This is a genomic window from Planifilum fimeticola, from assembly GCF_003001905.1.
Lineage (GTDB): Bacteria > Bacillota > Bacilli > Thermoactinomycetales > DSM-44946 > Planifilum > Planifilum fimeticola.
This window is the reverse complement of record NZ_PVNE01000019.1, coordinates 36565-60229: the sequence shown is the minus strand read 5'-3', so window position 1 is coordinate 60229 and position 23665 is coordinate 36565. Positions and strand designations below refer to the sequence as shown.

The 23665-nt window shown below is 59.9% G+C and carries 26 protein-coding genes and 1 pseudogene; 25 read left to right on the top strand and 2 right to left on the bottom strand.

The window, feature by feature from the left end:
• Positions 1-5: 5 nt before the first annotated feature.
• From CLV97_RS12010 to CLV97_RS11985, 6 genes are all read left to right on the top strand, one after another.
• A complete protein-coding gene (locus CLV97_RS12010) occupies positions 6-782 on the top strand; it encodes a TatD family hydrolase (protein WP_106345771.1) in 777 nt (258 codons plus the stop codon).
• Between the two features lie 67 nt (positions 783-849).
• Positions 850-1410 (top strand): ribonuclease M5, encoded by a 561-nt coding sequence (gene rnmV, locus CLV97_RS12005; protein WP_106345770.1) that lies wholly within the window; start codon positions 850-852, stop codon positions 1408-1410.
• Positions 1411-2292, top strand: a complete 882-nt coding sequence (rsmA, locus tag CLV97_RS12000; protein ID WP_106345769.1) for a 16S rRNA (adenine(1518)-N(6)/adenine(1519)-N(6))-dimethyltransferase RsmA — start codon at positions 1411-1413, stop codon at positions 2290-2292.
• Between the two features lie 53 nt (positions 2293-2345).
• Entirely contained in the window at positions 2346-2816 is a 471-nt protein-coding gene (locus tag CLV97_RS11995) for a ribonuclease H-like YkuK family protein (protein WP_245891507.1), read from the top strand.
• Between the two features lie 135 nt (positions 2817-2951).
• The gene (gene veg, locus CLV97_RS11990; RefSeq protein WP_106345768.1) at positions 2952-3230 is read left to right on the top strand and encodes a biofilm formation stimulator Veg; all 279 of its coding nucleotides are present in this window, start codon (positions 2952-2954) and stop codon (positions 3228-3230) included.
• A gap of 133 nt (positions 3231-3363) precedes the next feature.
• Positions 3364-3537: a small, acid-soluble spore protein, alpha/beta type gene (locus CLV97_RS11985; RefSeq protein WP_106345767.1), complete on the top strand. Its 174-nt coding sequence runs from the start codon at positions 3364-3366 to the stop codon at positions 3535-3537.
• A 216-nt stretch (positions 3538-3753) separates the two neighbouring features.
• Here the strand turns inward: CLV97_RS11985 and CLV97_RS18385 are convergent.
• A pseudogene (locus CLV97_RS18385) lies at positions 3754-4014 on the bottom strand (transposase); the annotation flags it as partial.
• 221 nt (positions 4015-4235) lie between these two features.
• Between CLV97_RS18385 and ispE the strand changes: the two are divergent.
• The 12 genes from ispE to spoVT all read left to right on the top strand — a co-directional run bounded on the left by ispE (position 4236) and on the right by spoVT (position 17144).
• A complete protein-coding gene (gene ispE / locus CLV97_RS11975; RefSeq protein WP_106345785.1) occupies positions 4236-5120 on the top strand; it encodes a 4-(cytidine 5'-diphospho)-2-C-methyl-D-erythritol kinase in 885 nt (294 codons plus the stop codon).
• A gap of 128 nt (positions 5121-5248) precedes the next feature.
• Positions 5249-6082, top strand: coding sequence for a pur operon repressor (purR, locus tag CLV97_RS11970; protein ID WP_106345765.1), 834 nt, complete (start codon positions 5249-5251; stop codon positions 6080-6082).
• Entirely contained in the window at positions 6079-6453 is a 375-nt protein-coding gene (locus CLV97_RS11965; protein WP_106345764.1) for a RidA family protein, read from the top strand. Before purR ends, CLV97_RS11965 begins: the two co-directional genes overlap by 4 nt.
• Positions 6454-6546: 93 nt before the next feature.
• Positions 6547-6837, top strand: coding sequence for a septation regulator SpoVG (gene spoVG, locus CLV97_RS11960; RefSeq protein WP_106345784.1), 291 nt, complete (start codon positions 6547-6549; stop codon positions 6835-6837).
• 229 nt (positions 6838-7066) lie between these two features.
• Complete coding sequence (gene glmU / locus CLV97_RS11955; RefSeq protein ID WP_106345763.1) at positions 7067-8449, top strand: bifunctional UDP-N-acetylglucosamine diphosphorylase/glucosamine-1-phosphate N-acetyltransferase GlmU; 1383 nt, start codon at positions 7067-7069, stop codon at positions 8447-8449.
• A 149-nt stretch (positions 8450-8598) separates the two neighbouring features.
• Complete coding sequence (locus tag CLV97_RS11950; RefSeq protein WP_106345762.1) at positions 8599-9549, top strand: ribose-phosphate diphosphokinase; 951 nt, start codon at positions 8599-8601, stop codon at positions 9547-9549.
• Positions 9550-9623: 74 nt separating this feature from the next.
• Positions 9624-10235: a 50S ribosomal protein L25/general stress protein Ctc gene (locus CLV97_RS11945; RefSeq protein ID WP_106345761.1), complete on the top strand. Its 612-nt coding sequence runs from the start codon at positions 9624-9626 to the stop codon at positions 10233-10235.
• Positions 10236-10443: 208 nt separating this feature from the next.
• Positions 10444-11016 carry an aminoacyl-tRNA hydrolase gene (gene pth, locus CLV97_RS11940; RefSeq protein ID WP_106345783.1) on the top strand — a complete coding sequence of 191 codons (573 nt, stop codon included), beginning with the start codon at positions 10444-10446 and terminating at the stop codon, positions 11014-11016.
• A gap of 64 nt (positions 11017-11080) precedes the next feature.
• Positions 11081-11311, top strand: a complete 231-nt coding sequence (gene fin, locus CLV97_RS11935) for an anti-sigma-F factor Fin (RefSeq protein WP_106345760.1) — start codon at positions 11081-11083, stop codon at positions 11309-11311.
• 285 nt (positions 11312-11596) lie between these two features.
• Positions 11597-15142: a transcription-repair coupling factor gene (gene mfd / locus CLV97_RS11930; protein ID WP_106345759.1), complete on the top strand. Its 3546-nt coding sequence runs from the start codon at positions 11597-11599 to the stop codon at positions 15140-15142.
• Complete coding sequence (locus tag CLV97_RS11925) at positions 15129-16115, top strand: peptidylprolyl isomerase (RefSeq protein ID WP_170070497.1); 987 nt, start codon at positions 15129-15131, stop codon at positions 16113-16115. Before mfd ends, CLV97_RS11925 begins: the two co-directional genes overlap by 14 nt.
• A gap of 486 nt (positions 16116-16601) precedes the next feature.
• Complete coding sequence (gene spoVT, locus CLV97_RS11915) at positions 16602-17144, top strand: stage V sporulation protein T (protein WP_106345756.1); 543 nt, start codon at positions 16602-16604, stop codon at positions 17142-17144.
• Positions 17145-17224: 80 nt separating this feature from the next.
• Here spoVT and CLV97_RS11910 read toward each other — a convergent pair whose 3' ends face one another.
• On the bottom strand, positions 17225-17860 hold the full coding sequence (locus tag CLV97_RS11910; protein WP_106345755.1) for a DUF2269 domain-containing protein: 636 nt from the start codon (positions 17858-17860) through the stop codon (positions 17225-17227).
• Positions 17861-17971: 111 nt separating this feature from the next.
• Between CLV97_RS11910 and CLV97_RS11905 the strand changes: the two genes are divergently transcribed.
• From CLV97_RS11905 to yabQ, 7 genes are all read left to right on the top strand, one after another.
• A complete protein-coding gene (locus tag CLV97_RS11905; protein WP_170070496.1) occupies positions 17972-18631 on the top strand; it encodes a TetR/AcrR family transcriptional regulator C-terminal domain-containing protein in 660 nt (219 codons plus the stop codon).
• A gap of 196 nt (positions 18632-18827) precedes the next feature.
• Positions 18828-20453, top strand: a complete 1626-nt coding sequence (locus CLV97_RS11900) for a putative polysaccharide biosynthesis protein (RefSeq protein ID WP_106345782.1) — start codon at positions 18828-18830, stop codon at positions 20451-20453.
• Between the two features lie 59 nt (positions 20454-20512).
• Positions 20513-21979, top strand: a complete 1467-nt coding sequence (gene yabN / locus CLV97_RS11895) for a bifunctional methyltransferase/pyrophosphohydrolase YabN (protein ID WP_106345753.1) — start codon at positions 20513-20515, stop codon at positions 21977-21979.
• Positions 21980-22122: 143 nt separating this feature from the next.
• The gene (locus CLV97_RS11890) at positions 22123-22395 is read left to right on the top strand and encodes an HU family DNA-binding protein (RefSeq protein WP_106345752.1); all 273 of its coding nucleotides are present in this window, start codon (positions 22123-22125) and stop codon (positions 22393-22395) included.
• Positions 22395-22679, top strand: coding sequence for an RNA-binding S4 domain-containing protein (locus CLV97_RS11885; RefSeq protein WP_106345751.1), 285 nt, complete (start codon positions 22395-22397; stop codon positions 22677-22679). Before CLV97_RS11890 ends, CLV97_RS11885 begins: the two co-directional genes overlap by 1 nt.
• Positions 22680-22826: 147 nt before the next feature.
• Positions 22827-23114 (top strand): sporulation protein YabP, encoded by a 288-nt coding sequence (gene yabP, locus CLV97_RS11880; protein ID WP_106345750.1) that lies wholly within the window; start codon positions 22827-22829, stop codon positions 23112-23114.
• Positions 23111-23653: a spore cortex biosynthesis protein YabQ gene (gene yabQ / locus CLV97_RS11875; protein WP_106345749.1), complete on the top strand. Its 543-nt coding sequence runs from the start codon at positions 23111-23113 to the stop codon at positions 23651-23653. The genes yabP and yabQ overlap by 4 nt, the downstream gene beginning before the upstream one ends.
• Positions 23654-23665: the final 12 nt, after the last annotated feature.

The following is a 23665-nucleotide window of genomic DNA, read 5'->3' as shown; positions in this document are numbered from 1 at the left end:
ACGGCATGCTGTTTGACAGCCACGCTCATCTGAACGATGAACAATTCGACGACGACCGGGACGAAGTGATCCGAAGGGCGCAGAAAGAAGGAGTTTCCCGGATTCTCAACATCGGATTTAACCGTGAGACGATTGAATCGACCCTTGCCCTGGTCGAACGATACGATTTCATCTACGCGGCGGTGGGGTGGCATCCCCATGACGCCGCGGCGATGACGGACGGCGATCTGAAATGGATCCGATCCCTGACCGAACATTCCAAAGTGGTGGCGCTCGGGGAAATGGGTCTGGATTACTATCGCAACCACTCGCCGAGGGAGGTCCAGGAGGAGGTCTTCCGCCGCCAGATTCGCCTCGCGCGGGAGGTGGGCTTGCCGATCGTCATCCATAACCGGGAGGCGGACAGCGACGTCCTCCGGGTGCTTCGGGAGGAAGGGGCCGAGGAAGTGGGAGGCGTGATGCACTGCTTCGGCGGGGACTGGGAAATGGCCCAGCGGTGTCTGGAGTTGAATTTTTTGATCGGTCTGGGGGGGCCCGTCACCTTCAAGAATGCCCGTCTGCCCAAGGAAATCGCCGTTCAGGTGCCCCTGGATAAGTTGTTGATCGAGACGGATGCCCCCTACTTGGCGCCTCATCCCCATCGCGGGAAACGAAACGAGAGCGGCTATGTGCGCCTGGTCGCCGAGGCGATCGCAGACTTGCGGGGAATCCCCTACGAAGAGGTGGCGCGTCAGACCGCTGCCAATGCCTGCCGTCTGTTCCGGATTGAAGAGACGGCGTAAGGGCCGTTTCCGAGATTTCGTTTTTTGGTAAAATAACATAGAACATGGAAAATCGACGGAAGAGGTCATGCGGCACGTGTTGAAGAAGATCAAGGAAGTGATCGTCGTCGAAGGTAAGAGGGACACCGCCGCCGTCCGGCGGGCGGTGGCGGCGGACACCCTGGAGACCGGGGGTTCCGCCGTCGGATCGGACCTGATTCGGGCCATACGGCGGGCTCAGGACCGAAGGGGAGTGATTATCCTGACGGATCCGGACGGGGCCGGGGAACGGATCCGGCGGATCATCTCCGAACAGGTGTCCGGATGCAAGCACGCGTTTATTTCCCGGGAGGAGGCCACCGGCCGGGACGGGGTGGGCGTCGAGCACGCCTCCCCGGAGGCGATCCGGCGCGCCCTGGAGCGTGTCCGGACGGAGGAGGAGCCGGAGGCGGAGTTGATTACCTGGGAGGAATACCTGAAGGCCGGGCTGGTCGGAGGGGAAAAGGCCCGCCGGCGCCGGGAGGCCGTCGGAAAGGTGATGGGGATCGGATACGGCAACGGAAGGCGTTTTTTTCAGAAGTTGCAACTGTTTCGCATCACCCGGGAAGAATTTGCCCGGGCTCTCGACCGGATCGGAAGGGAAGATTGAATGATGAAACAATCCCCCATTGTGTCGCGTACCCGCGAACTGTTGGCTGATCACAACCTTGCCTTGAAAAAGAGCCTGGGACAGCACTTTTTGGTGGATGAACGGGTGTTGGAGAGAATCATCGACGCCTCGGAGCTGGATGTCTCCACCGGCGTGCTGGAGATCGGTCCGGGGATGGGCGCGCTGACGGAAAGGCTGGCGGATCGTGCAGGCGCGGTGTTGGCGGTGGAGATCGATGGCCGGCTGATCCCGATCCTTCGGGAACTGTTCGCCGACCGCCCCCATGTGACGGTGGTTCACGGGGATGCGCTCCAGGTGGATTTGAGGGAGCTGATGGAGCGGCATCTGGGATCGGCGGAGCGGCGGTCCGTCGTCGCCAATCTCCCCTACTACGCCACTTCGCCCATTCTGATGCGGCTTCTCGAGGAGCGGCTTCCCCTGGACCGGATCGTGGTCATGATCCAGAAGGAAGTGGCCGAGCGGATCATGGCGGAACCGGGGACCAAGGAGTACGGATCGATTTCCGTGGCGGTCCGATACTTCGCCCATGTTTCCTGGGTGTGCAGCGTTCCCCGGAACTGTTTTGTTCCCCGTCCCCAGGTGGATTCGGCGGTCATCTGCCTCCGGATTCGCCGAGAACCCCCGGTCTCCGTCCGAAACGAGGACCTTTTCTTCCGGGCGGTGCGGGCGGGCTTTGCCCAGAGGCGAAAGACCTTGACCAACGCCCTGTCCGCTGCCTTTTTCGGAGGGAAGCGGAAAGAGGAGCTGGGTGGCCTGCTGAGGGAGATCGGAATCGATCCGAACCGCCGGGGGGAGACGTTGACCCTGGAAGAGTTTGCGCGGCTGGCGGACGGTTTGGAGCAAAAACTCGAGAAGCGGTGAGGCTTCATCATTCCGGGAGAAGAGAGGTGATATCACCCGTGGAGGGATCACCCTTGTTTATCCATCCTCGTAAGGGACCGATGAGCTTGGTGCAGGTGGTGGCCGACATCTGCGCCTACATCGAAAGGGACAAAAACTCCAGGTACAAGATCGTCCTGGGGACCGATTCCCAGACGTCACACCGGGAAACGTTGTTTGTGACGGCGATTATCGTCCATCGCGTGGGAAAAGGAGCCCTGTTCTACTATGCCCGCAACCGGAGCAAGCCGCTTCCCGACCTGCGCTACCGGATCTATCGGGAGACCGAGCTCAGCCTCTCCTGCATGGAACAGCTGAAGGAGATGGGGCTTGTCGGATTGTCGGCGGACCTGCCGGTGGAGATCCACCTCGACGTGGGTCGTCGGGGAGAGACCCGGAAACTGATCCAGGAAGTGGTGGGATGGGTGACCTCCGTGGGTTATACAGCCAAGATCAAGCCCGAGGCATACGCGGCCAGCGCGGTGGCGGACCGGTTCACCAAGTGATTTTTTGAAAAAAGTCCCGATTTTGTTTGCGAAATCTGTTGACATGAGCTTTGTCTCATTGCTATAATACTGTGTTCGTTTGACAAAGCCACCTCCTCGTGTTATAATCGTTTCGAGTGAGGTGGTCGAACAGCCATGGGCAAAAATGCGCTCTCGGAGATCAAGCGTACGCTCGACGGTTACATCGGGCAGAGGATTCGTCTGAAGGCCAACAGCGGACGGCGTAAGACCATTGAACGAACCGGCATCCTGGAGGAAACGTATCCTTCCGTCTTCATCGTCAAACTGGATGAGGAACAACACGCTTTCAAGCGGGTTTCCTACAGTTATGCCGATATCTTGACGGAGTCGGTTGAACTCACCGTATTTCAGGAAAGCGGACCGGTTCAAGTCAAGTACGTGAAGAAACAATAAACACATCGTGGTTTTGTGGTGTTTGGATAACGCCCGGCGGAATTTCCGCCGGGTTTTGTGCTGAAATTGCCAGCAACCGAGCCGGGCCCCGGAGCCATACTAAACCTGTCCCGCGCGAAAAGGGGGTTCTCGAGTGGCACGACGCCGTGGTGTCATGTCGGAGGACTTGAAGGTCGAGTTGGCTAAGGATCTCGGTTTTTACGATGTGGTAAGGCGTGAGGGCTGGGGCGGAATCAAGGCCCGAGACGCCGGAAATATGGTAAAACGCGCGATCCAGATGGCTGAGGAACGCTTGAAGGACCGATAAATGTCCGGCTGCGCGGGACGGCCGGGGAGCGAGGCTCCCCGGCTGAGGCTATTGACAAACCCAGCGGAAAAACCGCTGGGTTTGTATGCTAATTGGAAGAAAATAGAGAAGAACAGACGGATAAAGGACCCGCCTTGGGGCCCATTGTTCCTCTTCCAAAGGAGCAAGGCCATTTTCTTGATGTTTTGGCCAAAACCGACGCCGCAGGTTCAACGGTACGACCATCTGGATCTCTTCCACCAGGCGCCGTTCCGAGCGAATGCCGTACAAATACCCGATGAACAACATTTTGAACAACATCACCGGGTCCACGCAGGGACGCCCATTGTTCTCGCAGTATAACGGTCGGGTCTTTTCCGCGATGAACGAAAAGTCGATGGTGGCGTCAATCTTGCGCAACAGGTGATCCTGCGGTACCAAATCTTCGATATTGACCAATTCAATACTGCCTTGCCGATGGGAGTGGGTTTGAAACATACCATCCCGTCCTTATCCTTTTTGTGTTATCTTCTGATTTCGACAAAAAAAGACTGCTGACCTGCTACCTTTGTCAGCAGTCTCGGCCGGGGAGCGAGGCTCCCCGGCTTTTAGTTTCTTCGGGAAACCAGACGTGATAAAATTGGAGAGAAACCCGCGGAAGGCGGAATCTCGGAAATGGTTTGGGTGGCAGGGACAGGATTGGGGGTCAGCAACGATTGATGATCTATTCGGAAAAAGCGCCTGCAAAAATCAACCTGACGTTGGACGCATTACATAAACGGGAAGACGGCTATCATGAATTGGAAATGATCATGACCACCATCGATCTGGCCGACCGGATCGATCTGGTGGAGACGGACGACGGACGGATTCACATGGACAGCACATCGGGGTTGGTTCCCCTGGACGAGCGAAATCTGGCCTACCGGGCGGCGTCCCTGCTCCGGGAGCGGTTCGGCATCCGGCAAGGTGTTCGCATCTTTATCCACAAGAAAATCCCCGTCGCCGCGGGGCTTGCCGGCGGAAGCAGCGATGCGGCGGCCACCCTTCGCGGTCTCAACCGAATGTGGAAGTTGGGGCTGACGCTGGAGGAGCTGGTGAAGTTGGGGGCGGAACTGGGATCCGATGTGCCCTATTGCGTTCAGATGGGAACGGCCCTGGCCAAGGGCAGGGGGGAGATCCTCCGGCCCCTTCCGCCGCCTCCGCCCTGCTGGGTGGTGTTGGCCAAGCCACCCCACGGCATTTCCACCGCCGACATCTTTCGCCGGCTGGACATCGATCGCATCTCCGCCCGTCCGGAAACGGAGAAGATGATCGAGGCCCTGTCCCGCTCCGATTATCCGGCCGTCTGCCGCCTCCTGGGAAATGTGCTGGAAGAGGTGACGCTGGAAATGTTCCCGGAAGTGAGACGGCTCAAGGAGCGGATTCGACGCTACGGCGCCGACGGGGTGCTGATGTCGGGGAGCGGTCCCACCGTTTTCGGCTTGGTCGACCGCGAATCGAGGGCGCGCCGGATCGTCAACGCGTTGCGCGGATTTTGCCGGCAGGTGTTCGCGGTCCGGATGCTGGGCATCCCCGAGGAGTTGTCGGCGCGCGGGGGGTGAAGGCCCGGGATTTCCTATCGCAGACCGCCCACCGGGGGGGTTCGTCCCGTCGGTCCCGATCTCTTGAACGTCCCCGGATTGCGTGATATATTTCGTTTGATACACGGCTGATTGTCGGAGGGCGATCCATGAAAAAGTGGAGACGGAGCGCACGGTTGGTGGATATGACACGGTTGTTGATCCAAGAGCCGCACAAGCTGATTCCTCTCGGGACCTTCGCCGAGCGGTACGGGACGGCCAAGTCGTCCATCAGCGAGGACCTGGACATCATTCACGCGGTGCTCGAAGCGCAGGGAGCGGGAGTGCTGGAAACCGTCGCCGGGGCGGCCGGCGGCGTCCGGTTCATCCCGCGGTTGGACCGGAGCCGGACCGAAGCCGTGGTGAAGGAACTGTGCGAGCGGTTGGCCGATCCGGACCGCATTTTGCCCGGAGGATACCTGTACCTGTCGGACCTGCTCGGCGATCCGGCGCTGATTCGGGAGATCGGCCTCATCTGGGCTACCCTGTTCGCGGGAGAACGGATCGACGCGGTGGTGACCGTCGAAACCAAGGGAATTCCTCTCGCTTACGCCACAGCAACCCACCTGGGCACCGCCGTGGCGATCGTTCGCCGGGACAGCCGGGTGACCGAGGGGTCGGTGGTGACGATCAACGCCGTTTCCGGTTCCAGCCGGCGCATCCGGACCTTCTCCCTTGCCCGACGCAGCCTGAAGGAGGGTTCCCGCGTCCTGGTCGTCGATGATTTCATGAAGGCGGGAGGAACCGTGCGGGGGATGGTGGACCTGCTGGCGGAATTCCGGGCGGAAGTGGCCGGGGTGTGCGTCATGGTGGAATCCCCCGCCCAGGAGCGGTTGGTGGACGATTATGTCTCACTGGCGAAGGTGGAGGAAATCGACGTGAAAAGCAGGAAAATCGCCGTGTCCCTCGGCAATCTCTTCACAAAAGGGGTGGGATTTCAGTGAAACCGATTCGTACCGATCAGGCGCCGGCGGCGATCGGTCCCTACGCTCAGGCGATGCAGGTGGGAAACTTCGTGTTTACCTCGGGGCAGATTCCCCTGAAGCCGACGGGGGAACTGGTGACCGGGGACATCGAGGAGCAGACCCACCAGGTCTTTGCCAACCTGCGCGCCGTCCTGCAGGCGGCCGGTACCGATCTGGACCGGGTGGTCAAAACGACGGTCTACCTGGCCGACATGAACGATTTCTCCAAGGTGAACGAAGTGTATGCCACGTACTTCCCGGAGCACCGTCCGGCCCGGTCCTGCGTGGAAGTTTCCCGCCTTCCCAAGGACGTCGGGATCGAAATTGAAGTGATCGCCACGATCGACTAAATTTCACAAAAATCGAATCGGCTGGAAGGATTTTCACCACCCGCGTGGAATAGTACAATGACGGCATCTTTGGAAATGGGTGGTGAAAGGGACTTGGAAGTGACAGAAGTGCGGTTGCGGCGCGTATATCCGGAGGGGCGTATGCGCGCCATCGTTTCCATCACCATCGACGGTGAATTCGTCGTTCACGACATTCGCGTGATCGACGGAAAAAAGGGGATGTTCGTTGCGATGCCCAGCAAACGAACGCCGGAGGGGGAATTTCGCGACATCGCCCATCCGATTTCACCGACGATGAGGGAAAAGATTGAAGCCGCGGTTCTGGAAGCGTACCGCCGGGCCAGTGAGAATCTGGTCAGGGAACCGGCCGAAGGGGTTTTGTGATCCGACCCTCGTCAGCGGCGAGAAGGCCTTTCAGGAATTTCGAATCGATCCCTGCGGCGGAAACGGATGGCGCATACATATCGCGAATGGGTCCGGAAGGTTCGGGCCCCCTTTTTTTGGGCCGACGAATTGGAAAGAACCAGCACGACCGCACTTATTGAAATCATAAGGGCTTTGGGATATAGTCAGGTATGAAGTTTATCAGGAGAAACAGGGGGCTCATCCGAAGATGGAGAAACTGTATGCGGTCATCTTGGCCGCCGGGCAGGGGACTCGGATGAAATCGGGGAAACACAAGGTGTTGCACCCGGTCTGCGGCAAACCGATCATCGATCACATTCTGGACGCCCTAAACCGGATAGGAGTGGACGAGACGATCGTCGTGGTGGGGCACCACGCAGAGCAGGTTCAATCCCATGTGGGGGAGCGGGCCCGTTTCGTGGAGCAAAAGGAGCAGCTGGGGACGGCCCATGCGGTGATGCAGGCGTCATCCCTCCTTCAGGGGCGGGACGGGACCACCTTGATTCTCTACGGCGACCATCCCTTGTATACGGAGGACACCTTTTCCCGACTGGTGGAGGGTCACCGCCGCTTAGGAGCGGCCGCTACTCTGCTCACGGCGGTTTTGCCCGATCCGACGGGTTACGGCAGGGTGTTGCGCGGGGAGGGCGGCGAGGTTCTCCGGATCGTGGAGCACAAGGACGCCTCACCGGAGGAACGGAAGGTGCGCGAAGTGTTTACCGGAACGGTTTGCTTCGACAACCGCCGGCTGTTTGACGCCCTCGCCCAGGTGAGCAACGACAATGACCAAGGAGAATACTATCTCCCGGACGTGATTCCCATCCTGCGGCATCGGGGAGAGCGCATTGCGGCGGAGATCGTCGACGATCCGGAAGAAGCCATGGGTGTGAACAACCGCGTCCAGCTGGCTGAGGCGGAGGCCGCCATGACCCGGCGGCTCCTGAGAGAACATATGTTGAACGGCGTGACCGTCATCGATCCCGGGAACACTTACATTGAGGCGGATGTGGTCATCGGCCGGGACACGGTGATTTACCCCGGAAGTTACCTGAAGGGGGGGACCGTGATCGGTGAAGGCTGCACCATCGGTCCCCAGGCGGATCTGACCGGAGTGACGGTGGGGGACGGCTCGACCATCCGGTATTCGGTGCTGCAGGATTGCGCGGTGGAGGAGCGCTCCCAGGTGGGTCCCTTCGCTTATATCCGTCCGGGAAGCCGGTTGGAGGCGGAGACGAAGGTGGGCTGTTTCGTCGACATCAAAAACGCCCGGCTGGGACGGGGCTCCAAAGTATCCCACCTCGGTTACGTGGGAGACGCCGACGTGGGAGAAGGCGTGAACATCGGTTGCGGAGCGGTCACCGTCAACTACGACGGGGTGAAAAAACACCGGACCGTGATCGGTGACGGAGCTTTCATCGGATGCAACGTAAACCTGGTCGCCCCCGTGACCGTCGAGAAGGGAGCTTATGTGGCCGCCGGTTCCACCATCACCGACGATGTGCCGCAAGAGGCTTTGGCCATCGCCCGCGAGCGGCAGGTGAACAAACCGGGCTATGCCAAAAGGCTGAGACAGAAGAAAGATTCCGATTGAAACAAGGGCACGACGGGCCGATCCTTCGCCCCGCCGTGCCGTTTCCACGTCCGGGAAAGGTTTGATCTTTGGACAGGTTTTGAAAACAGTGGCAAAATGGAAGCGCCTTCGGCGCTGCCGGCAGCGAAAATGATGGAGGGTACAGCGACATGTCACATTATCGGGAATCCCGCTTGCAAATTTTCACCTGTAATTCAAATCCTGATTTGGCCCGGGAAATTGCGGACCACATCGGCGTTCCGCTCGGGGATGCCGAAGTGGGTCGATTCAGCGACGGCGAAATTCATATCAAGTTGAATGAAAGCGTGAGGGGATCGGATGTTTATGTGGTCCAATCCACCTGTCATCCCGTCAACCAGCACCTGATGGAGCTCCTGGTGATGGTTGACGCGCTGAAACGGGCTTCCGCCCGGACGATCAACGTGGTGATCCCCTATTACGGTTACGCCCGCCAGGATCGCAAAACCAGGGCGAGGGATCCGATTACCGCCAAATTGGTGGCCAATCTGATCGAGACGGCGGGTGCCGACCGGATTATCACGATGGATCTGCACGCCACCCAAATCCAGGGATTTTTCGACATTCCGGTGGATCATCTGCTCGGCGTTCCCATTTTGAGCAAGTATTTCATCGAGAAGCAGCTGGATGAAGTGGTGGTGGTCTCCCCCGACCACGGAGGGGTGATCCGCGCCCGCAAGATGGCCGAGAGACTGGGAGCCCCGATTGCCATTATCGACAAGCGGCGTCCGGAGCCCAACGTGGCGGAAGTGATGAACATCGTCGGGGATGTCAGGGGCCGGACGGCCATCATCATCGACGATATCATCGACACGGCGGGGACGATCATGCTGGCGGCCGACGCCCTCATCGAGCACGGGGCCAAAGAGGTTTACGCCTGCTGCACCCATCCCGTCTTTTCCGGCCCCGCCATCGAACGGATCAAAAAGGCCAATATCAAGGAAATGGTCGTGACCAACACCATTCCCCTCACCCCGGAGAAACAGCTGGACAAAATCCGCGTCCTCTCGGTTTCTCCCCTGATCGGTGAGGCGATTATCCGCGTTCATCAGGAGTTGTCCGTCAGCAAGCTCTTTGATTAAAGGTTTGAAACCCTCCTCGTTGGGATATATTCCTTAAATGGGTTTATATCCCACCTCGAGGAGGATGATGAAAGGTGCTCACGCTTATCGCCGAAAAGAGGGAAGCCCGACCACGGTCCACCGTCACCCGCCTGCGGCGCAAGGGACGCATTCCCGGTGTCCTGTACGGGAAAAACCGGGACAACCGGTTGCTGCACGTGGACCAGGGAGAGTTTATCCGCCTGCTGCAGCAGGGAGGAAGTTCGGCCGTCCTGCAGCTTCAGCTGGAGGGGGAAAACCAGGCCGTCATCGTGCAGGAAGTGCAGAGGGATCCGGTGAAGGACCAGATCCTGCACGTGGACTTCAAGGCCATCCGCATGGACGAGCCCGTCGAAAAGGAAGTTCCCCTCACCCTCCAGGGAGAATCCCCGGGAGTGAAGGCCGGCGGCGTCTTGCAGCAACAGCTGCGGTATGCGGAGATTCGTTGTCTTCCCAGTCAGCTTCCTGGCGAGATCTCCGTCGATGTGAGCAACCTGGAAATCGGCGATGTCCTCACCTTGGCAGAGATACCCCTTCCTGAAGGGGTAAAGCTTTTGTCCGATCCGGACCAGGTGGTTGTCAGCGTGCTGGAGCCGCAATCGGGTGCGGAGGAGGAAGCGGCGGACGAAGGAACGGATGAAACCGCCGAAACGGAAGAGGGTGAATGACGGACGTCCCTCCGGGCGGGCAGGTTCCGCCCGGGATGTCCTTTGGATACGGGCGCAACGAAAGTTGCGCTTGCTCTTTTTTCGCCGGAGCCCGGGAAGGGCGGTGACGGGAACATCCGCCCGATTCGCCGGGCGCATACATAGAGACAGAGAGGGGGAGGAAGGGCGGCCTTCCGCGGGCCGTGGCTGATTGGCCGCCCGTTTTTTCATGAAACTGATCGTCGGATTGGGAAATCCAGGAGAAAAATATGCGGCGACGCGGCACAATGTGGGCTTTTGGGTGATCGACCGCTTGGCGGAGCGGTGGCAGATCTCCATGAATCAGAGCAAGTGGAAGGGATTGACCGGAAGCGGCCGGGTGATGGGAGAGCGGGTCGTTCTCCTGAAACCGATGACCTACATGAACCTCTCGGGGGAATCGGTGCGGCCCGCCTGTGACTGGCTGAAGTGTGACATCGAGGATGTTGCTGTCGTCTGCGACGATCTGGACCTGCCTCCGGGACAATTGCGCCTCCGCAAGAAGGGCAGCTCCGGCGGACACCGGGGACTTGAGTCGCTCATCGAGCATCTCGGGACCAATGAGTTCAAGCGCGTTCGAATCGGCATCGGACACCCCGCCGGTCGAATGCCGGTGGTGGATTACGTGATCTCCCCCTTCACCCGGGAGGAGCGCCCCCTGATCGAGGAAACGGTGGAGAGGGCGGCGGAGGCGATCCACCAGTGGGTGGTATCCACCTTCGACGAGGCGATGAACCGGTTTAACCGGCGAGGGACGGGATGACTGAAAAGCGGCCGACAGGGTCATAATAGGAAGGGAAAACACGGACGGCGGGAGGCTGCCTACCATGGCGATCCAATATGTCTGTCGCTACTGCCGGACCCCGATCGGCCGCATCGAAGATGATCGGGTCACCGAAATGCAGCTGGGGTTCCATTGGTTGACCCCGGAGGAGCGGAAGGATATAATATCCTATGAACTGGATGGGGAGATACGCGTGCAAGTGATTTGTGAAACCTGCCAGGAAATGCTCCAGAACAACCCGGAATTATCGCTCCTGCCGGATCCTTTTCAATAGGGAAATAGGGAGTGTTTCTTTTTTGGCGATGGGTACGGTTCCCTTTGGGAAGTTCCTCGGAGGGCCGTTTCTCGCTCCTGCCGCCCGGTTTGCTGCCGGACGGAGGGGGGAAGGTGCTCGGAGGAACTTTGATCGTTTACACGAATCCCTAAGGAGCCTCGTTTTTGAAGAGGCCCGGAGGTTTGGCAAAGCGGCGGATAACAGCCTTGGCTGTCCCCAGCCAAGGCTTCTTTGCATGGAGACGAAAGCGGTAACGATAACTCCGCGGAGGGGAGGGATCATCCGATGGAGCCGCTCATTCAAATGTTCAGACAGGATGGCGATTTTCAGGCGACCGTGGAAGGGCTCAAGCGGCGGCTCAAGGAACAGATGGTTGCGGGATTGTCCGGAACCGCCCGCATGGTATATGTGGCGGCCCTCCATCAGGAGACGGAGCGGCCGGTTCTCCTGGTCACCCACAACCTGAACCAGGCGCAAAAGGCGCTGGAGGACCTGTATGAACTGCTTCCCAGGGATCAGGTGATGCTGTATCCGGCCAACGAGCTGGTGGTGACGGAGGTGGCACTGGCCGGGCAGGAGACCCTGGGGGAGCGGATCGAGGTATTGTCCCGCCTGTCCCGGGGCTTCAGGGGCGTGCTGGTGGTTCCCTACTCGGGATTGCGCCGCCGTTTCCCCCCGCGCTCCGCTGTGAGAGACGCCCACATCCACCTGACGGTGGGGGAAGTGCACCCGATGGAACCCTTGGTGAGCCGCTTGTCGGAGATCGGCTACGAACGGGTGGAAATGGTGGAAAAGGCCGGAGAATTCAGCGTGCGGGGCGGCATCTTGGACGTGTATCCCGTCACCTTCAACGATCCGGTCCGCATTGAGTGGTTTGACGACGAGGTGGATTCCATCCGTCCCTTTTCCGTGGCCGATCAACGTTCCTATGAGAAGCGGCAGGAGGTGCTGATCCCGCCCGCCCGGGAGCTGTTTGCTCCCCAGGAACGGCTGTATCAGGCCGGGGACCGGGTGGCGGGCCTGCTGGAGGAACGGCTCAGGACGGTGAAGGACCCGGCCCTGAGGAAAAAATTGACCGAAACGATCGGCTGGGAGATCGAGCAGCTGAAGACCGGGCAGTTTTTCACCGGAATCTACAAATATATCGAACCCATTTACCCTGATTGTCAAAGTATTCTGTCATATATGCCCGGGGATGCGGTGCTCATCATGGATGAACCGACCCGCATCCGGGAGACGGCCCGGCAGATGGAGCGGGAAGAGGCGGAATGGCAGACGGCCCTCCTGGGGCAGGGGGAGTATCTGCCCGAGCTGAAGGTTTCCTTTTCCTATGAGGATCTGTTTCAGCGGATTTCCCTCGATGTGATCTACCTTTCCCTGTTCATGCGCCAGACGCCGGGCATCCAGCCCCAGAACATCGTCCAGATCCTCTGCCGGGGGATGCAGCAGTTCCACGGACAGATGCATGCCTTGAAGGGGGAATGGGAGCGTTGGATGAAGGGGCGCTACCGGGTCATCTTCACCGCCGGCACGGAGGAGCGCGCCGAGCGGTTGATCCGGGTGCTCGCCGATTACGGCATGGAGGCGACGAAAGATACGTCGAAGGACCCTCCCCCTCCGGGACATCCGGTGGTGCGGATCGCCACCCTTTTGGGCGGCTTTGAGATGAGCGCCTCCCGGCTGGCGGTGATCACGGAAGGGGAAGTCTTCACCCAGCGGCGACGGCGGGCCCGCCGCATCGCCAAGATGGATTATGCGGAAAAGATCAAGGATTATCAGGATCTGAAGCCGGGCGATTACGTGGTGCACGTCAATCACGGCATCGGTCGCTATGCGGGCATCGAGACGCTGGAGGTGGACGGCCGCCACAAGGATTATCTGCTGATCCAGTACGCCGGGAACGACAAGCTGTATGTCCCGGTGGAACAGATCGAGCAGGTCCAAAAGTACATCGGCAGCGAGGAAAAGAAACCCAAGGTGTACAGCCTGGGGGGCAGCGAGTGGAGCAAGGTGAAAAACCGGGTCCGCTCCTCGGTGCAGGACATCGCCGCCGAACTGATTCAGCTCTACGCCAAGCGGCAGGCGGCCAAGGGTTACGCCTTCTCCAAGGACACCCCCTTCCAGCGGGAATTCGACGCCATGTTTCCCTATGAGGAAACCCCCGACCAGCTGCGCTCCATCGAGGAGATCAAGCGGGACATGGAGCGGGACCGGCCGATGGACCGCCTGCTGTGCGGGGATGTGGGGTACGGAAAGACGGAAGTGGCCATCCGGGCGGCCTTCAAGGCCGTGATGGACGGCAAGCAGGTGGCCGTCCTGGTGCCGACCACCATCCTGGCCCAACAGCACTACGAGACCTTCCGGGAGCGGTTTGCCGATTTCCCCGTGGAGATCCGGGTGCTGTCCCGGTTCCGCACCCGCAAGGAACAGAGGGAAACGATCAAGGGGCTCAAAGAGCACACCGTGGACATCGTGATCGGCACCCACCGACTCCTGTCCAAGGATGTCCAGTTCCGGGATCTCGGGCTGTTGATCGTCGACGAGGAACAGCGGTTCGGCGTGAAGCACAAGGAGAAAATCAAACAGATGAAGCACAATGTGGATGTGCTGACCCTTACCGCCACGCCGATCCCCCGCACCCTTCACATGGCGATGATCGGGGTGCGGGATCTGTCCGTCATCGAGACGCCGCCGGAAAACCGCTTTCCGGTTCAAACCTATGTGTTGGAGTACTCCGCCGCCCTGGTGCGGGAGGCGATCGAGCGGGAGCTGGCGCGCGGGGGGCAGGTGTACTTCCTGTACAACCAGGTGCACAACATCGACCAGATGGCCGATCAGGTGCGTTCGCTGGTTCCCGAGGCGCGGGTGGCCGTCGCCCACGGCCAGATGCCGGAGACGGAGCTGGAGAAGGTGATGCTCGATTTCCTGGACGGAGAGTACGACGTGCTCGTCAGCACCTCCATCATCGAGACCGGCGTGGACATCCCCAACGTCAACACCCTGATCATCTACGACGCCGACAAGATGGGTCTTTCTCAGCTGTACCAGCTCCGGGGTCGGGTGGGGCGCTCCAACCGCATCGCCTACGCCTATTTCACCTATCAGCGGGACAAGGTGCTTTCGGAGGCGGCGGAGAAGCGCCTGCAGGCGATCAAGGAATTCACCGAGCTCGGTTCCGGGTTCAAGATCGCCATGCGGGACCTGGCCATCCGCGGCGCCGGGAACCTCCTGGGGGCGGAGCAGCATGGCCACATCGCCTCGGTGGGCTTTGAGCTTTACAGCCAGATGCTGAAGGAGGCCATCGACGAACTGCAGGGGAAAGAGGAGAAAGAGAAGGGCGGGGAGCCGGAGATCGAACTGAAGGTGGACGCCTACCTTCCGTCCGAATATATCCGGGACGAGAAGCAGAAGATCGAGATTTACAAGAAGATCCGCTCCGTCCGCGCCCTGGAAGAGGCCCGGGACCTGGAGGAGGAGATCGAGGACCGCTTCGGTGACCTGCCGGAACCGGTGATCAACCTGCTCCGGGTGGCGCGGATTCGCGCCTACGCCGTCCGATACGGCATCGAGCAGGTGGTGCAGGAGAAGGGGGAGATCGTCATCCGGTTTTCTCCGGATCAGAACGGGCGGATCGATGCCGGTCGGTTGATCCGCCTCACCCACGAGTTTCCGGATCGGCGCGTCCGGCTGTCCTCCGGCCGGCGGGTCGGGATCGCCTTCAAGGTGCAGGGGATGAATTCGGGAGACGCCCTGGCGATGATCGAAAGGTTTTTGGAAAAGTATGAGACGGTCCTTCACAAGAAAGGGGAAATGCGACATGCGGCACAATAAGCGGCGCTGGACGGTGATGTTGGCGATTCTGCTGGCTTTTTCCGTCGTGATCGCCGGATGCGGGAAGGACGAATCGAAGGAGGCGAACAAGGAGCAGGATCCGGCGGCTGAACTGGGCAAACCTCTGGATACCACCAGCAAGAAGATCGTGGCGGAATACGAGGGCGGAAAAGTGACGGAAGGGGAGCTGAACCTGTACCTGAACATTCTTCAGTTCCTGCAGCCCAACGTCTCCCTCTTTATAAACGACGCCCAAGCGAAAAAGCAGCTGGTGAAGCAGCTGATCGGCGAGCGGATGATCGCCGCAAAGGTGAAGGAGGATGAATCCTACGCCAAGCAGGCCGACAAAGTGATGAAGGAGATCGAGGACTATTTGAAGTCCCAGTCGAAGGAGAAATCCTTCGAAGCCAGCCTGAAGGAGCGGGGCTTCAACAAGGAGCAGCTCCGGGAATTTCTCATCAACGGCAACAAGGTTTCCTCCTACTTCGAAAAACAGGTGAAGGAAGAGGATCTGAAGAAGGAATACAACAAACCCGATCAGTTTGTCAGTGTCAAGGTGCAGCATATCCTGATTTCCACCGAGAACCGCTCCGATGCCGAGGCGAAAAAACGGGCGGAGGAAGTGAAGAGGAAGCTGGATAAAGGCGGCGACTTCGGCAAGCTGGCCAAGGAGTACTCGGACGATCCCGGTTCGAAGGAACAGGGGGGCGTCATCGAGGGGCTGTCGGATCAATTTGTGCCGGAGTTCGCCAAAGCCGCCCGCACCCTTCCCCTCAACAAACTGAGCGAGCCGATCAAAACCGATTACGGATACCACGTGATGAAGGTGTCGGAACGCAAGAAGTTGCCCTACAAAGAAGTGAAGGATCAGCTCAAGCAGGATCAGGTTCAGAAGCTGTACCAATCCTTCGTGGAAAAGAACGTGAAGTTGAAAAAGCTGGACCTGCCGGAGGAGAAGAACGAAAAACAGTGAGAAAAAAGAGCCGGTCCCCGGATGGGGCCGGCGTTTTTCTGTTTCCGGGGTGCTGGCAGGCTTTGCATCTCTTGGTCCCGGAAGGAGACTTCCTCCTTTGCGCAGGAGGTCGCTTTTGTTGTCCACGTTTTAGGCAGCGCGTCCGTGCCTTTTTCCCGGCGGGCCAAACGGGGCATTCGGTTCCGGGTCCTCCGGAGGATCCGGTCCAAAGGCGCGGAATTTCCGCGGGGGATGAGGAACGAATCCGAGGCGCGTAAAGGGCTCAGGGTGTCGCTACCGCGTTTCCACCGCCCCTTGGGACCCGGACCGCCCGTGGGAAAAGGGGCGGGCGGTCCCGCCTCCGCGCCTCGTCTCACCGCCTGTCCCGTCCCGGTATTCCCTGTTCCCTCCACTCGAATAAAGATTTGGCAGCGGATGAATACTATGGACGACACCGCAGCCAGTCAACCGGTCTGATTCCAGAAAGAAAGCGAGGCATCATGACATATGAAAGCTACGGGTATCGTCCGTCGCATCGACGATCTGGGACGGGTGGTGATTCCGAAGGAAATCCGTCGGACGCTCCGGATCCGTGAAGGGGATCCGCTGGAGATCTTCGTGGATCGGGACGGAGAAGTGATTCTGAAGAAATACTCCCCCATCGGGGAACTGGGGGATTTTGCAACGGAATACGCCGAGGCCTTGTTTGAAAACACCCAGCATGTCACCTTGATCTGCGACCGCGACATGGTGATCGCCGTCGCGGGCGGGTCCAAAAAGGAGTATCTGAACAAACCGGTGGGCAATCTGGTGGAGTCCTGCATGGACCAGCGCCGGATCCACGTGGAGACGGAGCCCGGCGAGCCGGAACTGTTCCGGGATTCGCCGGACCGGGTGGAGTCCTTTGTGGTCGCCCCGATCATTGCCGGGGGCGACCCCATCGGGGCGGTGATTCTCCTCTCCAAAAAAGAGGGGGTGCGCATGGGAGACCTCGAAGTGAAGATGGCCGGAACGGCCGCCGCCTTTCTGGGCAAACAGATGGAGCAGTAAAGAAGAAAGAACTCTTCCGGACCTTTATTTGCGCAGGTGGTTTCCACCTGCCTTTTTTGGTACGGAAAATTTTCATCCCCCTAGGCGGAGGGTACGGTTTCCCGGCCGGCGGAGGATTTCCGGCTCCTTTTGTATTTCTTCCTTTTTCCCCAGGGCTTCAGATAGGAGATCAACACCAGGAAGGTCAGGATGGACAGACTGATCAGGGTGCCCATGACCAGCAGCCGCCGGTTTTCCAGATAAACCGGGTTCTGCAAAGGATTCATGCCGTCGGCAAAGAGGATCGGGAATGAATCGTGAATCCAGACGCGCATGCACATGGCCCCGAAAAGGATGGCCATACTGTTTCCGACCCATTTCGCGATGACCCAATAATGGCGGGTGATGCCCCACGTTCCCACGGCGAGCCCGAATCCCGTGGTCAGGCTGCCGAAAGCCCCGGGAATGATGAGGAACCAGTCGAAAAACTGAATGAAAAGGTGTGCCGCATAGATCAATCCGGGACGGTCGGTAAAGGCCGTTGAAAGGGATAGAAGGAGGGTGCCCAACAGCCCGCTGAAATAGAGGACGACGAAGAAGATGTGCGCGATGAGCCACCATGTTTTCCATCTCGGCTTGAACCTTTTGGCGAACTTTTTTTCAACGAGGAAAGAGGCAAGGATCACCACGAGGATCGGAATCAATGTACCGAGGAACACGCTGACGGAGAAATTCATGAACCGACTCCTTTCATTCGGCGAGACTAACACCGTTAGATGAATCTAACACTGTTAGGGTAACGGAGGATGATACAATTGTCAAGAGCAAAGGAGGTGAGCGTCCCTAAAATGCCGAGGAGATCACCGCCGGGGCGGACCGGAGATTTCCGCAAACCGGAGCCCGTCCCCTTGACTCGGGAAGGGATCATCGATGCCGCATTGAGTCTGTTGAATCAGTCGGGTCTGAACCGGTTGAGCATGAGAAGGCTTGCCGACTCGCTCGGGGTTCAGGCCGCCTCCCTGTACTGGCATATCAAAAACAAATCGGAACTGCTTCAGCTGATGGCGGATAAAATCTGCGAGGAGATGAACTGGCCGGATGAAGCCGGGATGTCTTGGCGGGAAAAAGTTCGTCGCGGTATGGTCAGTTATCGGGAAGCGCTGCTTCAGTACCGCGATTCAGCCGAAATCTTTGCCGATACGCCTCCGCTTACGCCCAACCGCTTACGTATGATCGAGTCTTTGTACAAAACACTCGGTCAAGCGGGTCTCAGCCAGGAAGAGGTTGTTTTGACGGCGGATTTGTTGAACAACTACGTCATCGGCTTCGTGATGGAGGAGGTTCGCTTCGCGGGACGGCCCGGGCGACAAGAGGAAGAGAAGGAAGCCCGGCCGGAGTCGCACCCGGTTTTGCCGGATATGGAAAAGAGGTTTCAGTACGGTCTCGAAATCATATTGGACGGGATCAGCTTCAGGTTGAACAGGGAGGGTTCTTCGCCGGGGCAATAGTTCCGTGAAGTTCGGACCCTGGAGGCGGTTGAAAGCGTCCGGCCGGGGTTTTCGCTCGGCGAGTGTCGCCCGCCGATCCGGTCGTCCGGGCTTTGAGCCCTTTGAACGGCCGGGTTGCGGCCACCCGTCTGGTCGATTTTTTGCCGGGGCAAAAATGTGTATAATGGGATTCAGCGCGGCGGGAAAGGGGAAAAAGATGACATCGGGAAGACAAACCTTTGTCCAAGGGGCGGCGATTTTGGGAGCTGCCGCCTTTTTTACGAAGCTGTTGGGGGCTGTGTACCGGGTCCCCTATCAAAACATCACCGGCAACGAAGGGATGTTCGTATACCAGCAGGTATACCCCCTGTACAGCACGCTGCTAATCCTGGCCACCGCCGGTTTTCCCCTGGCCATCTCCAAATTGGTGTCGGAACGGTTGGCCGAGGGAGATGAGGCGGGTGCCCGCCGGGTTTTCGTCGTTTCGTCGGTTACGCTGACTTTGACCGGCTTTCTCTTTTTTCTTCTCCTGTTTGCCGGGGCCCCCTGGATCGCCGGGTGGATGGGGAACCGGGAGTGGCTCACCCTGCCGATCCGGGCCGTCTCCTTCGCCCTTCTGGTGGTGCCGCTGATGTCGGCCGTCCGGGGGTATTTTCAGGGCCATCAGAACATGATCCCCACGGCCCTTTCCCAATCGGTGGAGCAGGTGGTCCGGGTCGCCACCATCCTCTTCGCCGCCTGGTGGTTCATGTCCCGGGAGGGGGACGTGGTCTCCGCCGGCGCCGGGGCGGTGTTCGGCGCCTTTACCGGCGCGGTGGGAGCGCTGCTGGTCCTGCTGATGTTCCTGCGCGGAAGCGGCCTGTTGCGAAAGGCTTCGCAAGCCGGGATAGGCGCCTTTGCGGATCGGGAATCCGCCCGGTATGTCGCCCGGGAGATCTGGCGGCTCTCCCTGCCCATCTGTCTCGGCTCTCTGGTGCTTCCCCTCTTCTCGCTGGTGGACTCCTTCACGGTGGCCAACCTTCTCCAGTGGTCCGGCTGGAGCGTGAACTCGTCGATCGTGGCCAAGGGAATCTTCGACCGGGGGCAGCCGCTGATTCAGTTTGCCTCCTTCTTCGCCACGGCGATCGCCCTCTCCATCGTTCCGGCGGTCGCCGAAGCCAAGGCGAGGGGGGAAATCGGGAAAATGGAAGATCGGGCCTCCCTCGCCTGCCGGCTGACGCTCCTTCTGGGGCTTCCCGCCTCCGTGGGGTTGGCGGTGGTGGTCCGGCCCACCAATGTGATGCTGTTTGAGGATGCCTCCGGGTCCGACGCCCTGGCCATTCTCGCTCTCACCACCGTCTTCTTCACCCTGGGGGTGACCTCCGCGGGGATTCTGCAGGGGATGGGCAAGGTGGTGCTGCCGGCGCGCAATCTGCTGGCGGGGGTCGCCGTCAAACTGGTTCTCAACCTCATCCTGATCCCCTGGTGGGACATCCGCGGTGCGGCGACGGCCACGCTGCTGGCCTACGCCACGGCCACATTCCTCAATCTGGCCGCCTTCCGGGGACAGCTCGGCCGGATGTTCCGCTTGAAGGAAACGGGATGGGCCCTGCTGACCGCCACGCTTTTGATGGCCGGAGCGGCGGCGGGAGTCCAGGCGCTCCTGACGGCGGTCACCGCGGATTGGGCATCTCATCGCTTGGCCATGACCCTCACCGCATTCGGAGCGGTAGTGGCCGGAGCGGCGGTTTACGGGGTTGTCCTGCTGGGGCTCGGGGGCGTGCGCCGGGAGGAGCTCCGGGTTGTCCCCAAGTTGGGACCGCGCCTGGTTTCCCTGCTGGAAAGCCGGGGGCTGATCCGATAGTTTTCGCAGGCGGGGGATGCCCCCGCGCGACGGAGTCTGGATAAGCGAGGTGGAGGGAAATGGCAGGAACGATTATTGTGGTGGGGTTGGGGCCGGGGGATGAGAGCGGAATCCCCCTCGGAACGCTTCGCCTGCTGCGCGAGGCGGACAAAATCCGACTCCGCACGGAAAAGCATCCCGTGGTCAACTGGCTGCGCCGGGAAGGGATCGCCTTTCAAACCTTCGATCACCTTTACGAAGCCCACGACGACTTTGAATCCGTCTACGGGGCGATCGCCGAATCGCTGCTTCAGGAAGCGGGTTCGGGCGCTACTCTGGTCTATGCCGTTCCCGGGCACCCCATGGTGGCGGAGCGGTCGGTGCGGATGCTCCTCGCCAAGGGCCCGGAACGGGGGGTGAAGATCGATGTGAGGGGAGGGGGCAGCTTCCTCGACACGGCCTTTGCCCGCCTGGGAATCGATCCGGTGGAGGGGTTCGCGATGTTGGACGGGACCGCACTGGAGGCCTCCCGGATCGATCCGCGCCTCCATCTGATCGTGGGGCAAGTGTACGACCGCATGGTGGCCTCCGATGTGAAACTGGCGCTGATGGAGGTGTTTCCCGACGAATACCCCGTCACCGTCGCTTCCTGCCTCGGGATGGAAGGGAGGGAGCGGGTGAGACGGATGCCCCTGTACGCCCTGGACCGGGAGGACCGGTTTGACGACTGGACGCTGGTCTATGTTCCTCCCTCCGAGGACGCCGGAACCCTCCACCGCCGGTTTGACACGCTGACGGAGGTTATCGCCCATCTAAGGGGGCCGGAGGGATGCCCCTGGGACAGGAAACAGACTCACCGAAGCCTTCGGAAATATTTGCTGGAGGAGGCCTATGAATTTCTGGAGGCGGTCGGGGAGGAAGATTTCGAGGCGATGGCCGAGGAGCTGGGAGATGTCCTGCTTCAAGTGGTCCTTCACGCCCAGATCGCCCGGGAGGAAGGGTACTTCGACATCCGGGACGTCATCGGCCGGCTGACGGAGAAACTGATTCGCCGCCATCCCCACGTGTTCGGCGAAGACGAGGCCTCCGACGCCGAGGATGTGAAGGGCAAGTGGGAGGCGATCAAGGAGCGGGAACGGGCGGAAAAGGGGTTGCCGAAGGCGGAGTCCCTTCTGGACGGCATCCCGCGGTTTCCGGCCCTCATCCGGGCGACGGAACTGCAGAAGCGGGCCGCCAAGGTGGGCTTTGACTGGGAAAGCAAGGAGGATGTCCGCGTCAAGTTGCTGGAGGAGCTGGAGGAGCTGTTCCAGGCCGATTCCCCCGAGAAGAGGGAAGAGGAGCTGGGGGACCTCTTGTTTTCCGCCGTTGCCCTGACCCGCTTTTTCGGGGCGGATGCGGAGCAGGCGCTCCTTGAGGCCTGCCGCAAATTTGACCGCCGCTTCCGCTTCGTGGAGCAGCGGGCGGCGGAGACGGGAGAGCGGCTGGAGGCGTTTTCCCTGGAGCAGCTGGACAAGTGGTGGGATGAGGCCAAAATTCGGGGGCTGTGACAATAGCGCCGATATCTTTAAGACTTTTTTTTCCACCGAAAGCAGGATTTTCTCTCTTTTTCCCGAAACAATATCCCTAGACCACCGATCAAGGAGGTGAAAGGCTCGCTAAGAGCCGGAATTTCCGGCGGCGGGCCGTTGGGATGAACAAACAGGAATTGATCAGTCGGATCGCCAAGAAGAGCGGCATGACCAAAAGGGACGTGGAGACGGTGATCAACGGTTTCCTGGACGAGGTCTCCGCGGCGTTGAGTTCGGGGGAAAAGGTGCAGCTGATCGGCTTCGGCACCTTTGAGGCCCGGAAGCGCTCCGGTCGAAAGGGGCGGAATCCCCAGACCGGCGATGTGATGCACATTCCCGAATCGACGGTTCCCACCTTCAGGGCGGGAAGCCGGTTGAAACAAGCGGTGAAATGATGCGGCTGGACAAGTTTCTGAAGGTTTCCCGACTGATCAAACGACGCACGCTGGCCAAGGAGGTTTGTGACCAGGGAAGGGTCTTGATCAACGGCCGCACGGCCAAAGCCGGATCGACGGTGGCGATCGGCGATCAAATCACCATCCGTTTCGGTCACAAGCAGGTGAAGGTCCGGGTCGATTCCCTGGCCGATTCCCCCCGAAAGCAGGATGCCGGTTCGATGTACACCCTGCTGGAGGAAACGGCCCTGGAAGATCCCGAGGAGGCGGGCACCCCGCTTTGAACCGTCGCCCGCTACCCGACGACGGGCCTTGGATTTCCGATAACCCGCATCTGCTGCCCCGCCGGGTTTCGAAACGGTTTCCTCTCCCGACGAAGGTTCTATTCGGCAACCTTCGTCCATATCATGTACCGAAAGGGGGTACATGCCATGGTTGAGGAGACGTACGGAACCCGGCACGATCTGGTGATGTCCAACCGAAACAACCTGGAGGTCACCGGGGTGATCAGCGTGGAGAGCTTCGACAGCGAGGAGTTTCTTCTGAACACCGATTGCGGCTTCCTCGGGATACGCGGGCAGAACCTGCACATCAAGAGCTTGGATCTGGAGAAGGGGCGGGTGGCCATCGAGGGCACGATCCACGAGATGAGTTATCTGGATGACGGTTCCCCCCGCGGCGACAAAGTGAAAGGCTTCTTCGGAAGGTTGTTCCGGTGAGCCTGCAAGCCCAGTGGATCACGATGCTGACCATGGTGGGGTCCGGCCTGATCCTCGGGGTGGTGCTGGATGCCTACCGGGTGTTGAAGGAGCGCTTTCGCCTGCGCGGGTGGGTGGTTTCCCTCGTCGATCTGCTCTATTGGGTTGCCGCCGCCAGTCTCGTCTTTCACCTGTTGGTATGGAGCAATTGGGGAGAACTCCGCTTTTACGTGTTCGTGGCGGTCCTGGCCGGTTTTTGGATCTACTTTTCCTGGTTCAGCGACGGGGTTTTCCGCTTCCTCCGCTGGCTGCTTCATGGGCTGGAGCGGATCGGGAGGTCCGTCATCCGGGTGGTGACCGTCCTCATCTGGGTCCCCCTCGCCTACCTGTGGGCCCTGTTCCGCAGGGCGGGCATGCTTTTGTGGCGCCTGGCGCGGGGGTTGTTCCGCCTGGTTTTGGCTCCCTTCTCCCCCCTTATCCGGTTTCTTTCCCCCTTGGGAAAGGCCCTCGAGGGGCTTTTCCATCGCTTCCTCCGTCTGATTCGCGGGCCGAGAAAATGAGATGAAACAGAG